The following is a 15,765-nucleotide window of genomic DNA, read 5'->3' on the forward strand; positions in this document are numbered from 1 at the left end:
TACAACCACCAACGCCCACATACTGCCCATGGCGGTCAACCTCCCGCCGTGGTCTACTTCAACACCATCGAAGCCGATCAGCAGGTGCAGGCTGTAGCTTAAACAACCCGAAAAACTGTCCAAGGATCGGGGAGTAGCTCAATTGGGGCATGACTTCACTGAGTATGCTATCAGCGGTTCAGACCGTGCGGGTATGCCAAAGGTTAACCGCAATCATATGTTTGCCTACACCTTCGACTTGCCGCCACTAGATGCACAAAGGAAGATCGCCCTAGTGATCGACGAAGCGCACAAGGCGTACTGGGAACTGACTGACCTCGCAAAACAGAAACTTCAATCGCTCAGCGACCTCCGCCAATCCCTTCTGCAAAAAGCCTTCGCGGGCGAACTCACCTGAGGTATTAAATCCCATGGGAACCTCAAAGCGCCAACTCGGTGACGTCAACATCAACGATCAAGTGTTGATCGCGCGCTCAGAGTGTCCCGGCACGGACCACATGCAGTATGTGTGGGTGCTGGTCTGCGCCCGGCGCTTGGGAACCGGCGCGCTCTGCAGCCATCGCTATGGAGCGAACGGGTCAGACTTCCACCAGCGCAAGTGTCCCGAATGCCAAGGTGGCGCTGCGGGCCTAAGCGTTGACGGGCTGATATGATCCAGACGGAAACCGAAGCTGATACTCGCGCAAACCGTATCGACCCCGTGTTGGCAGCGGCGGGGTGGGGGCTGAACGGATCGCGGGTCCACCGGGAAACCATCTGCCCCGGTCGCATCCAGTCCGGCGGCAAGCGCAAGAAGGGGCTTTCTGCCGATTACGTCCTGACCCACAAGGGCCACAAGCTGGCCGTGCTGGAGGCCAAGCGGGCGGGCATCAGCCACCGTGACGGGGTGGGGCAGGCCAAGGACTATGCCACCCGTCTGGGTGCCCGCTTTGCCTACGCCTCGAACGGGATCGGCTGGTATCAGATCGACATGGTGACGGGGGCCGAGGGCGACCTGTCCTTGCCCTTCCCGACCCCCGATGACCTCTGGGCGCGCACCTTCCCCGATCCCAACCCGTGGCGCGACCGCTTCGGAGCCGTGCCGTTCGAGACGGACGGCGGCAAGTGGGAACTCCGCTACTACCAGCACAACGCCATCACTGCGGTGCTGGAGGCTGTGGCGAAGGGCGACAGGCGCATCCTCCTGACGCTGGCCACCGGCACCGGCAAGACCTCAATCGCGTTCCAGATCGCTTGGAAGCTGTTTCAGGCGAAGTGGAACCTGTCGGGCGAACCGACCCGCCGCCCCCGCATCCTGTTCCTAGCCGACCGCAACATCCTAGCTGATCAGGCGTACAACGCTTTCTCGGCCTTCCCGAACGATGCCGTCACCCGGATCGACCCCGACACCATCCGCAAGAACCGGGGCAAGCCACCGAAGAACGCCAGCCTGTTCTTCACGATCTTCCAGACCTTCATGACCGGCGAAGGTGAACCCGTCTACACCCAGTACGCCCCGGACTTCTTCGACTTCATCGTGATCGACGAATGCCACCGGGGCGGGGCCAAAGACGAAAGTGAATGGCGCAGTCTGCTAGAGTACTTTGCCCCCGCAGCCCAGCTAGGTCTGACCGCCACCCCCAAACGCAAGCACAACGCCGACACCTACGCCTACTTCGGCGAGCCTGTGTACACCTACGCACTGCGGGACGGGATTGAAGACGGCTTCCTGACCCCGTTCAAGGTGCGGCAGATGGCCAGCACGATTGACGAGTACGTCTATGACGGCACTGACATGGTGGTGGCTGGCGAGGTTGAGGACGGCGAGGCTTTCACCGAAAGCGACTTCAACACCCGCATCATCATCCCAGACCGCGAGTTGGCCCGTGTCCGGGAGTTCATGGGGCAGATCGACCAGCGGCAGAAGACTTTGGTGTTCTGTGCCACCCAGAACCACGCAGCACTTGTGCGGGACTTGATCAATCAGGTGAAGGCCAGCCCGAACCCTGACTACTGCCACAGGGTGACAGCAGATGACGGGGCAATCGGCGACCAGCACTTGCGCGACTTTCAGGACAACGAGAAGACCATCCCGACAATCCTGACCACATCACAGAAGTTGTCCACCGGAGTGGACGCCCGCAACGTCCGCCACATCGTGCTGATGCGCCCCATACGGTCGATGATCGAGTTCAAGCAGATCATCGGACGCGGAACCCGCACTTATGAGGGCAAGGACTTCTTTACCATCTGGGACTTCGTGAAGGCCCACGAGAACTTCAACGACCCCGAATGGGATGGCGAACCTCTTGCACCTGAACCCCCTGGGCCACCCCGAGCCACACCAGAGCAAACGGGTGATCCTCAACTGTCAGGCGAGGAACAGGACGAAGTAGATGACGGCCCGCGCCAGAAGATTGTGGTGCAGTTGGCAGACGGCAAGGCCCGGTCTATCCGCTTCATCGCATCGACCACCTACTGGGACGCGGACGGCAAACCGATCTCGGCGGCAGACTTCCTGTCGAGGCTGTTCGGCGATCTGTCCAAGCTGATTGCGGACGAAGACCAACTGCGCACTGCCTGGAGTGACCCCGACAACAGAGCGCATTTTCTCAAGCAACTCGAAGACTATGGCTATGACGAAGACCGGCTACAAGACCTCCGCCAACTAATTGATGCATCACAGAGCGATCTATACGACGTGCTGGCATACGTGTTGTTCACAAACCCTCCGAAGACGCGGCATGACAGGGCTCGAGTTGTCCGACACAGTCGCATGGGGGGCTTTCAGGGCGAGATGGCCGACCTTCTGCTCTTGATCCTTAACGCCTATGAGGCCAAGGGCGAAAGCGAGCTTGCCACCCCCAAACTGGCCCAGTTCCTGACCGCACGCTATGGCAGTGTAGGAGAGAGTAAGCGAAAGCTAGGTGAGTTAGCTGAGGTAAGAAATGCTTTCAGACGCATGCAAGCTGTTCTCTACCAAGATGAACCTGGCCGACCGAGCATCTAGCAGAGAGCCTGTTAACGTTTGCAGTACCGAAAGAACAAAGGTACGAAAGGCTCTCGCGAGCGCTCACAACTGGCCATTAAGTCTAAGCCATTCATTTGCCGCTTGCATTCCGCGTCTTCCTGGATACCTAATCACACGCACCGGTTGCAGGAATAAGAGCGATGGATAAGGTCAAAGCACTTGAAATCGAGAGCCAACTCCAAGGCAACGTGCTGCAGGAATGGCAAATCATCAACCTGATTAACTTCGGAAAATCGGCTGCGGTATTCTATGCCAAGAACGTGCACAGCGATAGCTTTGTCGCAATAAAGATATTTGATGATGAGCTGATCGAAAAATATGGGGATGCCGCCCAACTGAAGAGAATTTCGAGAGAACTCGAACTTATAGGCAAATCGCATCCAAATATGGTTAAGATACTTGGAGGCGGATTTGATCCAGTTACCGGTAACCACTTCATCGTGATGGAGTACATCTCGGGGAAGAATATAAAGGACTGCCTTGATAAAATACCAATGGACAACGTCCCCGCCCTTGTTTCACAACTAGCAGATTGCTGCGAGTATCTAGAATGTCTTGGGTTGGCGCACCGGGACATAAAACCAGAGAACATAGTGATTTCAGACGACTTCTCAAGGTTAACTTTACTAGACTTTGGCGTGGTGAGACCATTTGGACGTGGAGACATTACTGATGACAATGGTGTGCAATCATTTGTGGGAACCTTGCAATATAGTTCTCCAGAATTCCTACTAAGGCAGGAAGAAGATTCGATTGACGGTTGGAGAGCGCATACATTCTATCAGATAGCAGCAGTGATGCACGATCTCATAATGCGGAAGCCAATTTTCGCAGATAATGTCCAGCCATACGCTAGGCTCGTGAATGCAGTTCAGCACAATACGCCCACAATTGATAGCACGGCGGTTCCAAGTTATCTAATCGAGACGGCAAAACTGGGTCTCATGAAAGACTTTCGTCAGCGACTCAACCATCTAACTTGGAGGTCATTCCATCCGCCTGAACCTTCTCTAGACACCCTAACGGCCTTACGCGAACGTGTATCAAGGCGATCATCAATAATGGGGGACTCATCATCCGAATCAGTGATGCAGTCAACAGATGCAGTTGTGGCTTTGATTGAGGATGTTGTTTCACACTTAAAGGTAAAGGCTCGCGCAATACGAACTGCCAACCGAAGTGCTTTTCCTCCCATAAATATCTCTCGCGAAGGCGACATCTTATGCATAGGGTTCGATAGGTCCCCGCCGCATAGCCTTCATGGAAATCTTCGGATTTGGCTTGAGGTTCAAGTAATTGACTCCGAGGTTGGTCTCGTCGCAATCCTTGCAAAAGGACTACTTACGAAAAAGGATGCACCGCCGCCAGATAAGCATGTACCAATCTTCATCGGCCTTTCCTCAAGCGGAGACCTAACAGTAGCACTGGAGCGTGTATTGTACGAAGCAATTGATCAGGCTCAGAGCGTTGATACCTCAAACGATGACATAGTTTTGGAACTCACCCCTTTTACTAGCGAGGCTGCCCATGTCTAATACTTGGTGGACCAATCCAGCAGACCTCGATGAACAACAGAAGGCCGTTGTATCACTTGGCCGCGATGGGCACCACCTAGTGGTAGGTCCTCCTGGATGTGGTAAGACGAACCTACTTCTGCTTAGGGCATCCTATTTGCACAGGGGGGGCCTAAAGAACATAGCTGTGCTAACTTTTGCTCGCTCACTTCGTGAGTTTCTTGCAAGTGGATCAGCGAACTATGCCTTCTCAGCGGATAAGATACAAACATATGTGAGATGGGGTTCGACGGTTCTTCGAGAAAACGGCATAGCTCCACCAAAGGAAGAAGATTTTGGGGCAACACGGTCTGAGATTATCTTAAGCCTTGGCCGGATAGCTGCGCGCAAAAGACCTGAGAACCTTTTCGACTGCATCCTAATAGATGAGGCGCAAGATTATACTGCGGAGGAGCTTAAAATTCTGATGCATTTCACTCCTCGACTCTTCGCTGTGGGGGATAAGAACCAGCGAATCCAGTCTGAGGATGAAAGCGCGCTCGACAGTCTGGCAGGGGAAGGCTTTAACGTCACGAGCCTTAAGTTCCACTATCGCAACGGACTGAAGGTTTGTCGTATGGCCGACGGTATTTTGGGTTTAGTGGATAATCCTGAAGGATTAGAAGCAACTTCAAACTATGATGAAGACACCTTTCCATCGACAGTTAGTTGCGACGGAGGCTTATCGTTAGAGGATCAAGTTTCACTCCTCATTGAACGAATACCGGATCAGCTTAGTGCGTACCCGGACGAATACATTGGTGTCATCTGCCCTAGAAAGCAGGAGCTGGACATTGTTGCACAAAGGCTGTTAGGATCAGGACTTGCGTCGTCTGTTCACGTGCAACACGGAGACTATGAGCCTCTGTCTTTGGATCGACGCGTAGTGCTCACAACGGTTCATGGCGCTAAGGGTCTGGAGTTCCGAGCAGGGCATTTTGTTGCGGCGGAGACTGTGAAGAAGTTCCAATTGCAAAAGAAGCTAGCCTATACTGCGGTGACCCGATGCAAAACTTCGCTGTGCGTTTATCATGATGGGGATCTTCCTGGATATCTCGAGAACGGGCTCCAGGCATGCTCGGGTCCTGCAAAAGAGCCGAAGCTGGATGAACTTTTTGGGCCGGGAGCAATATGAAGTACATACAGCTCGACCGAGAAAGGCTGATCGACTGGCTAGGTGGTCGATTAGAGCTTCGAGAATTTGAGAGTGACTTTCCTAAGCTCGCCGGACGCCTTTCGTCCAGCGAAGTCTTCGTTGTTACACCTTCTAGCTTGGGACAGGCAACTCACCCCGTTATAGCCGTGCCACGCGAAGGCATGCGTGAGTTCTTTGCATTCGTTAGCACCTATGCTGCAAACTTGAGACCACTTTCCGCGTTCTACCATGTGGTCTCAGTGGAGAGCCTTGCTCTTTTGTTGTCGATGGAGGAGCGCAAAACAGAGCACCTACCGGCAGTCGACAAGCTAATAGGCGTTTCATTTGCCGAGGGCTTTGTCAATGCTGGTGGTCGATTGCGTTCACTCACAGAGCTTTCAGTGCAGGGTGTAAAGGCTACCCTATCGGCATGCCTTTTGAGTGCAATTCTTAAGGGCTATCGCGGCGAATTGCTCGTTGATGTTGTTGATCGATGGAGCTTGGCACGGCGTATAGTCGGGCAGTCGCCGACCGCGGTGCCCACCGAGGATGTTCTCGCTGTTTGGGGGAGTTTAGCCCAGGCGATTGATAAATCGCCTGAAATCGATCAGGGATACGGAGATAGTTCAATTGTGCGGTCTCTGGGCGTTGCACTTAGAGGGGCTCCTTTTGAAGCTTGGTTCCCGGACACTATCCAGCAAACGATTGGAGTGGAGATTAGTATTTCGCCCTTGAAGGGTGCTCGCGAAGAGAGAGTGCGTTCTTTGCCCCGCATCTTGGAGCAGCTTTTCTCTGAGAAGATTGATCGAAGCGTTTCCGATTTCTTCGCTGGTGGACTTCTCTCAATGGTTGGGAATGGCTCTATGGGCCATCTCGGCTTGCTTGAAACGGTTAGCAAGAGCCGACCACGAGCCGCGCTTTGGTTTGGTGCTTTGTCGGCGTTTCATGCGCAGTCCGACATTCTTTCGACAGCCAACTGTCTGGGACAGCGCGTTTTGAGGGATCTTCGTGAAGTTCGATCAGTTTTTCGTGTGCCGGAAGGTGATGTGCAAGTCGAAGAACTTGATGTACTTGGCGAGAAGGCGTTTGGGGAAGATGGCATACGCACTGGGAACTCGGGTACATTAGTCGTTGGACTATTGGGTTCTGTGTCGGGGTCTTTCCGCAGTCCTGCCGTGAGACGGGAAGACGCATTGAGAAGAGCGATCGAAGAGCAGGAGGCGTTCTTGATTCGTGAGCGTGCTCGAATTGAGGAATTGCAAGTCCTCCTAGAACGCGCAGCGAGGATCGCACACGATATCCGACAGCCACAGCAACGCGAACTGTTTGAACGATCGGGCACTGGATCAAAGAAAAGGCGTTAGCCCCTTGCCAGCGAGATGAGTGTGGCCGTATGGTGCGACACGCGACAAATTGCACATTCTTTCATCGTTGCTTCTCAATGGTTTAGAATCTTGGTGGAGCCCCCCCTCTGCTCCACCAATCACCTTCCCGCACTTTAATCTGACACCGGGCTCTTGGCCCTTCTTCTGCCTGTCCTGATCATAAATGGACCTGCAAGCCACGGGGAGGCTTGCAGGTCCGGGCCAGCGCGAGGGGGTCGACACCGGCCAGTAGCCCGCAACAGGGACATTGCGGGGTTCAGTTGCGCGAAGGATAAATGCCCTCCAGCGCGATAATATAATTTACGCAAAGGCTTGGCTGCATGTTGTCATGCGGCTGACCGCCTCCGGTCAAAGCAATGGACAGCGGGTTCAGCGTCAGCGTCGGCCCACTGGTTTCGGAATAGATTTGTGACCGCGCAAGCATGTCGCCCTGCCCGCGGTCGGAAGCACTGGGAACATTGGCGACAACAAGGTCATGGCTGTGTGGTGGAACCTGGCCGGCCGCGAGCGTGACGGTCTCGCTTCCGAAGGCGTCGCCGGGGGAGCGCGGCGAAAGCCCGGCGCCGGGGCCGGCATGGACGGGAACCCGTCCGCGCAGGTCCGGCAATCGGAAAGAGGTGATCCCGTCACCGCCGTAAGTCGTGCCAAGCAGCGAATAAAGCGCCGAGTACTGGGCAATCTCCAGCGACTGACCATTGCAGAACGCCCAGCCTCTCGGCTCGAAGTTGCCTCCGAACAGCAGGATCGACCCAAGCAAGGGTTCCATCGCATTCGCACCGTTTCATCTCGGCCACCAAATGCGGACAGCCGGTGACCCTGTGCTAGCCGGGCGGGGCAGCAAGTATCTGTGTCAAAACGCACAGACCGGGCTGGTAATTCATCCTGCGGTTGCGGCCCCTCGAAGCTTCATTGCGGTCCCGGCCGTTTGGCCGCAGGACGGCTGATGAAATGGCGCTTTTCTTCGACAAGTCGCAACATATGGTTAACAAATTCAGATAGGTCTGTGTGACCTGGAGGAGCATCATGTCTGCACAACGTCAGAAGATCGCGGTCATCGGCAGCGGCGTGGGGGCGATGACGGCGACCTATGCGGTCACCACGATCCCCGGATGGGACAAGCTTTACGACATCACCGTCTACCAGATGGGCTGGCGGTGCGGCGGCAAGGGGGCTTCGGGGCGCAACCCGGACCCGACGAAACACCGGCGGATCGAAGAGCACGGGCTGCACATCTGGGCGGGCTTTTACGAAAACGCCTTCCGCCTGATGCGCGACTGCTATGCGCAGATGACCGACCTGAAGATCCGCAAGCCCGAAGACCCGCTTGGGACCATCGACGACGCCTTCAAGGGGCTGTCGCATTTCTTCATTGCCGAGGACATCCCCGGCCCGGACGGCACGACTGGCCTGCATCCCTGGCGAATCGACTTCGAGACGAACTCGAACCTTCCGGGCGTGCCCAGCAAGGACGGCAAGGACCGGATGCTGCCGACCCCCTTCGCCTATTTCCAGATGCTTGCCGAGGCCATCGCCAAGTTCTTCGACCGTGGCCTGGTCGGCGCTGCGCCGCCCGAGCATGTCCTTCCCGACCATTTCCACACCGGGTTCCGCCGCCTTGGCCTGCCCGTTGCCGCGCCGACGCCGTTCCATCACCTGCACGCCCTGGCCCGGCGGATGTCGGATAATCCCCACCATCACCGCACGCACGAGACGCTGCACCTGGCCGCGCTGGCTGCCCATGCCCAGGACTGGCACCACGACCGGATGTCGGCGCTGGACGACGGCGACGAGGCGCGACGGATGGGCTATATGGTCAGCCTTGCCTCGGCCTTCTTCCGGGGCGCGGTGGACACGGGCCTGTTTCGCGCGGGCTTCGACGCCATCGACGACCAGGAGATCAGCGCCTGGCTTCTGCATTTCGGCGCCAGCCACGAGGCGGTCTATTCGGCGCTGTTCCGCGGCTGCTACGACTATGTCTTCGGCTATCCGGGCGGGGTGACCAACGACCGGGGCGTCGGCGCAGGCACGGCGATCCGGGGGCTGCTGCGGCTGGCCTTCACCTACAAGGGCGACCTTTTCTACAAGATGCAGGCCGGGATGGGCGACACGATCTTCGCGCCTTACTATCTGGTGCTGAAATCCCGCGGGGTGAAGTTCCGCTTCTTCAACGCCGCCACGGCCCTGCGGCTGGACAGGCAGAAGCTGGGCATCCACGCGATCGACATGGTGGAGCAGGCCGCCCCGCTTCCGGGCCAGGACTATGATCCTCTGGTCCCGGTGCAGGACCTGCCCTGCTGGCCGTCCGAGCCGCGCTGGGACCAGCTTGACCCGAAATCCTACACCGGCAGGCCGGATTTCGAATGCGAGAAGGCTCCGCCGCAGGGCCGGGCATATACCCTTCAGCGCGGCAAGGACTTCGACCAGGTGATCCTTGGGGCCTCGCTTGGCTCGCTCCCCTATCTTGCGGAAGAACTGATCGCAGCCGAACCGCGTTGGCGGGCGATGGTGACCAAGGTGCAGACCGTCGCCACCCATGCCGCGCAGTTCTGGCTGAACCGGACGGCGGCCGACCTTGGCTGGAACGCTCTGGTGGCCAGGCACAACCGGGGGCCGCAGACCGACCTCAAGACTGTGATAACCAGCTTTTCCGAGCCGCTGGACACCTGGGCCGACATGTCCGACCTTCTGGTGCGCGAAGACTGGCCCAAGGACAAACCGCCGGTCCAGCTTGCCTATTTCTGCAGTCCCACCGAAGACGTCGGCAGCGAGACGGCCCCCTTCACCGACCGTGTCCGCGCCTGGGCCGACCGCGACCTGACGCGGATGTGGCCGGGCGCGGCCAAGGACGGCCAGTTCGACCTGTCGCTGCTTTGGGCCGCGCCGGGGCAAAGCCCCGAAGAGGCGTTCGAGGCGCAATATTTCCGGCAGAACTTCTACGGGTCCGAACGCTATGTCCTGTCGGTCCCCGGATCGGTCCAGTATCGCCTGCCTCCCGACGACAGCGGGTTCGAGAACCTGTATCTGGCGGGCGACTGGACACGCTGCGGCATCAACGCGGGCTGCGTCGAGGCCGCGACGATCTCGGGCCTTGTCGCGGCGCGCGGCTTGACCGGCCACCCGTTCGAGGTGGTGGGCGAGGGCGATCTTGCCCCCGACGGCACGCCCGAAGACGCGGTGGAACTGCAAAGCCCCTATGCCCAGACCGCGAACTGGCCGCTGACGCCGTTCTTCGGCACCGGGACGCTGGACGGCTTTTTCAGCTTCCACGCGGTCGATGCCAAGGCGGTGCAGGCCATCCTGCCGCCGGGCATGTCGCTGCATCCGCAAAGCTTCACGCAGCCCGGCACCCACCCTGTCACCCTGCTGGCGAACCAGCAGATCGGCGTCCGCCCCTCGGCCCTGCCGCGTTTCATGGGGTTCCCGAACTATTTCGAAGCCATCGTCTCGGTCGCCTGCGTGCAGCTTGAGGGCCAGCCCGGGATCTTCAACTACCTGCCGAACCTCTATCTGTCGAACCAGCCCGCCCAGATCGCCGGGCTGTTGTTCTATGGCTACAACAAGCGGCTGGGCCAGTTGCAGATGGGCAATGGCTCCTATTCGGTCGCCACGCCCGACGGCCGTCCCATCTGGTCCGCCCGTTACCAGTCGCGCGGCTTTGCCCACAGCCTGATGGACAGCCCCGACTGTGGCATCGTCCAGACGATCTGCGGCCAGACCATCGTGTCCGAGGGCAAGCTCTCGCGCTGGCACTTCTCGGCCTTCGACTTCGACTTCACCTCTGCCTATGTCACCCCCGTTGCGGCCGAGATCGACATCCACGATCCGACGCTTGCCCAACTGCCCGCCGGACGGATGACCGCGCACCCGTTGTCCATGCCGCAGGACGGGCGTCGCCACCGCAAGGGCTTGCCGGGGGCCTTCCGCATCCGCACCGCCTGGACCCTGTCGAATCCATTGGACTCACAGCGAATTGCCCATTTAGAAGCGGCGCGGACTAGGCTACCGTAATAGCAGCCCGGGGGGGAAATCACTGATGCCGAAAGGAGATGTGGAAAGCGCCGGCACACGCAGGCAGGTGACTGCGGTGTTCATCGATCTTGAAAATTTCAGCTCGATCGCCAGCGAGGCGGATGCCGAGGACCTGCAGTCCTGGCTGGATGACTACTATCGTCAGGCCCGCATCCTGATCGAGGCGGCCGGGGGCGAGGTGACCGAATACCTCGGCGACGGGGTCGTGGCGATCTTTGGTCTAGACCGGACCGAGGAGCTGTCCGCCGACCGCGCCGTCGATGCCGCGTTGCGCGCCGTGCAGTCGATCAAGCTGAACTACCAGAACCGGATCACCGTCCGCCTGCGCGCCGGGGTGGCGACCGGCGAAGTCGTCGTCCGCCTTGCTGCCGCCGCCGACGGTCTGCCGCGCTTTACCGGCGGCGTGACCACGCTGGCCGAGCGCATCCAGACCGAGGCCACCCCCGGCAGCGTCGTCATCGCCGAAGAGACCGCGCCCTCTGTCGCGGTCGGTTCGAGACCCGCGCCCTCGGCCCCCGCCGCCTGAAGGGCTTTGCCGAGGAGGTCCCGCTTTACGAGGTCACCGCGCGCCTGCCTGCGGGCGGGATCGACCAGCCGGAAACCTTTGTCGGCCGCGCCCGCGAGATGGCCAAGCTCATTGCCGCCGACGGCCCGGTCCTGATCATCGGCCAGGCCGGTGTCGGCAAGACCGCCTTCGTCGGCCACGTTGCATCGCAGTTTGCCGCCAAGTCGGTCTTCCAAGGCGACGCGATCGGCCACGGCTCGTCGTTCCTGCCCCTGCGCGACTGGCTGCTGGACCGGATCGGCAACCCGAACCCCGACTACGCCACCCTGGCCGAGGCCTTCCCGGACCTCGCCACCCAGGATCGCCAGGCGCTTGCCCTGATCCTGGGCCTGCCCGAAGGCCAGGTCCTGATCGCCACGCTGTCCAGCCTTGCGCTGAAGGGCCTGATCGAAGGCGCGATCTGGCGCGCGATCCTGGCCCGCCAACAGCGCGGGCTTCTTCTGTTCGAGGACCTGCACTGGTTCGACGTCGCCAGCCTTGGCGTCATCAACCACATCTTCACCACACCGGAAGCGCGGCAGTTCACCATCATCCTGACCAGCCGCGAGGACGCCAAGCTGGGCCGCTACCTTCCGTCCGAAGGCCTGCTGACCCTTGCCCTCGACCCCCTGCCCGAGGAAGACGCCCGCGTCCTTCTCGACCGCCTCGCCCCAGACAGCCTGACGGCGGACATCCGCGCGCAGGTCCTGCAACGGGCCGGGGGGGTGCCGCTGTTCCTGCACCAGCTTGCCCGGCGCGGGGCAGGGCCCGATGCAGCCCTTCCCGCCACGCTGATGGATCTTCTGGGCGAACGCATCGACAGCACGGGCGACGCCAAGCCCGTCCTGCAACGCGCCGCCGCCCTGGGCCGCAGCTTCCGGGTCGAAATGCTGCGCGCGCTGGACGGCGAGGACCCGCTGCCGCACCTGCGCGCCGCCGCGCGGGCCGGGGTCGTGGTCGCGCGCCCGAACAACGCCTGGGAATTCGCCCATGCGCTTCTGGCCCAGGCCGCCTACCAGTCCATGCTCCGCCGCACGCGCGAAGGGTTGCATGCCCGCATCGCCGACATGCTGCTGGCACATTTCCCGCAGGTCCTGGCCCGCGAGCCGGGTCTTCTGGCCGATCACCAGCACAAGGCCCGCCAGTTCCTGCCCGCGATCGTCAGCTACCTGCAGGCCAGCCAGAAGCTTCTGATGCAGGGTGCCTTCGGCGACGCCGAGGGGATGGCCCGTGCCGCGCTTGCCCTTTGCGCCGAACTGCCCGAGGAAGGCCGCCCCGAGCTTCAGATCGCCGCCCATACCATGATCGGCTCGGTCCTGATGCAGGTCCAGGGTTTCACCGCCGAACCCGTGCGGCAGGAATTCGACACCGTTCTCGACATCTCCAGCGCGCAGGCGGCGCTGGGGCCGAACACCGCCCCGGCGCTCTTGGGCGCGCATACCCATGCCATCATCTCGGCGCAGGAAGCGCGCGCCAACCGGCTGGGTGACCTGATGGACCGCATGGCGGACAGCGCGGGTCAGGATGACCAGGGCAACGAGATCAGGCTCGTTGCACTTGCCGCGCGCAACGGCACCCGCTTCTACCAGGGCCGCTTCGCCGAACAGCTGGACTGCATCGCGCAGATCCGCCCGATTTACCGGCTGGAGAAACACGCCGGGATGATCGCCCGCTACGGCATGGACATGTTCGCCGCCGCCCAGATGTTCGAAGGCCCGACCCGCGCGATCCTGGGCCAGACCGACCGCGTCCCCGCGCTGGTCGCCGAAACCGACGCCCACCAGGCCGCGCTGTCGATCCCCGTCATGCAGCCCTATGCGCTGGTCTGGGGCTCGGTGCCGCTGTTCTACGCCGGCCACCTTGACGAGGCGCTCGCCCGCCTTGACCGCGGGATCGAGGCCGCCGAGGCGCAAGGGGCACTGTTCTGGCAGTTCATCGGCAAGACCTGGGCCTGCGTGATGAACCCCGACCTCGCCCGGACCCCCGAGGGCATCGCGGGCTTCGGCCAGCTCATCGACACGCTGCGCGCCATTGGTGCCAACGTAGGCGTGCCCTATTTCTCCGCCGTCCACTCCGCCCGGCTTCTGGCAGCCGGTCGGGCCGATGAGGCGCTCCAGATCTCCTCCCGCGCGCTGGTCGAGACCCAGGCCGAAGGCCTGCATTGCTGGCATGCCGAAATCCTGCGCCTGCACGCGGCCAACTGCCGCGCGACAGGCCGCAGCGCCGACGCCCGCGCGGCGCTGGACAGGGCAATCGAGGTCGCCACGGCGCAGGGTGCCGCGCTCTGGCTGATCCGCGCGCTGCTTGACCGGGTGGACCAGGGCGGCCCGGCCGCCGGACTGGCCGAGGTCGCTGCCCGCTTCCCGGCCGACGCCGCGTTGCCCGAACTGGCGCAGTCCCGCGCCCACCTGGCCGTATCGTGAGCCTGGACACCCTGCTTGCCCACGACCTGCCGCTGTTCCAGGGCCTGTCCCCGGCGGATCTCGCCGGGATCGACCTTCCGATCACCGAACGCCACCTGGGACCGTGGGAAATCCTTTTCAACCAGAAAGACCAAAGCCGCGATGTCCACTTCCTGCTCTCGGGCACGCTGATCGCCCTTTACTGGACTACGGACGGGCGCGAGGTGATCTTCACCCGCTTCGGTCTTGGCGATCATCTCGGCGAACTTGCGGCGCTGGACGACGGCGACCGCTCGCTCGCCGTGGTCGCCCGCAGCGAGGCCACGGTGCTGACCCTGCCCGGTGCGACCTTCCGCCAGCTTTTCGATCAGGTCCCAACCTTGCGCTGGCGGATCACGCAAGGTCTCGTGGCCCGCGTCCGCACCCTGACGGCGCGCAACCTGGAACTGACCACCTACAGCGTCGAACAGCGCGTCGCGTCCTACCTTTTCGGCCTGGCCGTCGACCGTGGCGCGCTGCGGGTCGGTGGCGTGATCGCCGAGGCCCCGACCCATGCCGAGATCGCCGCCACTATCGGCTCGAACCGCGAGATGGTCAGCCGGATCATGAGCGGCCTTGCCAAGCGCGGCGCCATCAAGACCGCGCGGCAGCGGATCGAGCTTCTAGACCCCAGGGTCCTGACCGCCGGGTTCTGATCGCCCGGCCTTTCATCTTTGCCCAAATATCCCCGCCGGAGGCACTTTTCCCCTAGGCCCTTTTGCGTCCTTCACGCAAAAGGGCAAGACAAGGGACCGGCGGCGCAAGCCGCTCCGTCTGAAACCCGTCCCGGCCCGCGCGGTCAGCTCGCGATCTGCACCCCGGTGCCCCATGCCTCGCATTTCCGCATCAGGTCGGCGGGCAGGGGGGCATCGGTGAACAGCGTGGTGATCTCGGACAGCGACGCCAGCCGGGCCGGGGCCGAGCGGTCAAGCTTGGAATGGTCCGCCACCAGGTAGCTGCGCCGCGATTGCTGGATGATCGCCTTCGACACCCGCACTTCGGCCAGGTCGAAGTCCAGAAGGTCGCCGTCCCGGTCCAGGGCCGAAACCCCGATCACCGCATAGTCGACCTTGAACTGTTCGAAGAACTGGGTGGTCAACTCGCCCACCAGCCCGCCGTCGGTGCGCCGCAGGGCGCCGCCCGCCACGACGATCTCGCAGCCCGGGTTCGCCACCAGGATGTTCGCCACGTTCATGTTGTTGGTGATCACCGTGATGTTGCGATGCGCCAGCAACTCGCGCGCCACCGCTTCCGTCGTGGTGCCAAGGTTCAGGATCAGGCTGCAATTGTCCGGGATTGCCGCCGCGCAGGCCCGCGCGATCGCGGCCTTCGCGCCTTCGTTCATCCGTCGCCGCGCCTCATAGCCGATGTTCGCGACCCCGGTCCGCAGCACCGCCCCGCCATGCACCCGGTCAAGATGCCCGGCATCCGCCAGGTCGGACAGGTCGCGGCGGATCGTCTGCAACGTCACGTCGAATCGCTGGGCAAGATCCTCGACCACCACCCGGCCCTCGGCCCGCGCGAGTTCCAGGATCTCTGTCTGCCGAAAGTTCAGGGCCAACGTTCCATTTCCCTCGTAACCCGCGTTTCGGCTTTCTGCCACGCCAGTCAGCGTATGTCAGCGATTATTTCGCTTTCGGATGCGCGCGATATTTTGCGCTTGCAGCA

11 protein-coding genes are annotated in these 15,765 nt (G+C 61.0%); 9 read left to right on the forward strand and 2 right to left on the reverse strand.

All coding sequences use genetic code 11. From position 1 onward, the window contains the following. Window positions 1–142: 142 nt before the first annotated feature. The 5 genes from Q8M85_RS03615 (at window position 143) to Q8M85_RS03635 (ending at window position 7,062) form a co-directional block, all read left to right on the forward strand. A complete protein-coding gene (locus Q8M85_RS03615; protein ID WP_305540392.1) occupies window positions 143–397 on the forward strand; it encodes a restriction endonuclease subunit S in 255 nt (84 codons plus the stop codon). Between the two features lie 252 nt (window positions 398–649). Then, window positions 650–2,989 (forward strand): EcoAI/FtnUII family type I restriction enzme subunit R, encoded by a 2,340-nt coding sequence (gene hsdR, locus Q8M85_RS03620; protein ID WP_305540395.1) that lies wholly within the window; start codon window positions 650–652, stop codon window positions 2,987–2,989. A 161-nt stretch (window positions 2,990–3,150) separates the two neighbouring features. Next, window positions 3,151–4,545 (forward strand): protein kinase, encoded by a 1,395-nt coding sequence (locus Q8M85_RS03625; RefSeq protein WP_305540398.1) that lies wholly within the window; start codon window positions 3,151–3,153, stop codon window positions 4,543–4,545. Continuing rightward, the gene (locus Q8M85_RS03630) at window positions 4,538–5,698 is read left to right on the forward strand and encodes an AAA family ATPase (RefSeq protein WP_305540401.1); all 1,161 of its coding nucleotides are present in this window, start codon (window positions 4,538–4,540) and stop codon (window positions 5,696–5,698) included. The genes Q8M85_RS03625 and Q8M85_RS03630 overlap by 8 nt, the downstream gene beginning before the upstream one ends. Continuing rightward, a complete protein-coding gene (locus Q8M85_RS03635) occupies window positions 5,695–7,062 on the forward strand; it encodes a hypothetical protein (RefSeq protein ID WP_305540404.1) in 1,368 nt (455 codons plus the stop codon). The genes Q8M85_RS03630 and Q8M85_RS03635 overlap by 4 nt, the downstream gene beginning before the upstream one ends. A gap of 277 nt (window positions 7,063–7,339) precedes the next feature. Here the strand turns inward: Q8M85_RS03635 and Q8M85_RS03640 are convergent, their stop codons facing one another. Beyond that, window positions 7,340–7,849 carry a phage tail protein gene (locus Q8M85_RS03640; protein WP_305540407.1) on the reverse strand — a complete coding sequence of 170 codons (510 nt, stop codon included), beginning with the start codon at window positions 7,847–7,849 and terminating at the stop codon, window positions 7,340–7,342. Between the two features lie 257 nt (window positions 7,850–8,106). Here Q8M85_RS03640 and Q8M85_RS03645 point away from each other — a divergent pair, with 257 nt between their 5' ends. Genes Q8M85_RS03645 through Q8M85_RS03660 form a run of 4 tightly spaced genes read left to right on the forward strand, consistent with a single transcriptional unit; the run spans window position 8,107 to window position 14,753 of the window. Continuing rightward, a complete protein-coding gene (locus tag Q8M85_RS03645) occupies window positions 8,107–11,091 on the forward strand; it encodes an NAD(P)-binding protein (RefSeq protein ID WP_305540410.1) in 2,985 nt (994 codons plus the stop codon). A 25-nt stretch (window positions 11,092–11,116) separates the two neighbouring features. After that, complete coding sequence (locus Q8M85_RS03650) at window positions 11,117–11,638, forward strand: adenylate/guanylate cyclase domain-containing protein (RefSeq protein WP_305540413.1); 522 nt, start codon at window positions 11,117–11,119, stop codon at window positions 11,636–11,638. Between the two features lie 59 nt (window positions 11,639–11,697). Then, the gene (locus Q8M85_RS03655; RefSeq protein WP_305540465.1) at window positions 11,698–14,079 is read left to right on the forward strand and encodes an AAA family ATPase; all 2,382 of its coding nucleotides are present in this window, start codon (window positions 11,698–11,700) and stop codon (window positions 14,077–14,079) included. Next, the gene (locus Q8M85_RS03660) at window positions 14,076–14,753 is read left to right on the forward strand and encodes a Crp/Fnr family transcriptional regulator (protein ID WP_305540416.1); all 678 of its coding nucleotides are present in this window, start codon (window positions 14,076–14,078) and stop codon (window positions 14,751–14,753) included. The genes Q8M85_RS03655 and Q8M85_RS03660 overlap by 4 nt, the downstream gene beginning before the upstream one ends. Before the next feature lie 143 nt (window positions 14,754–14,896). On the opposite strand, the gene Q8M85_RS03665 is transcribed toward Q8M85_RS03660, so the two are convergent. Then, on the reverse strand, window positions 14,897–15,658 hold the full coding sequence (locus tag Q8M85_RS03665; RefSeq protein WP_305540419.1) for a DeoR/GlpR family DNA-binding transcription regulator: 762 nt from the start codon (window positions 15,656–15,658) through the stop codon (window positions 14,897–14,899). Window positions 15,659–15,765 lie beyond the last annotated feature (107 nt).

Source organism: Tabrizicola sp. (assembly GCF_030694085.1).
In the GTDB taxonomy this organism is placed as follows: domain Bacteria; phylum Pseudomonadota; class Alphaproteobacteria; order Rhodobacterales; family Rhodobacteraceae; genus Tabrizicola.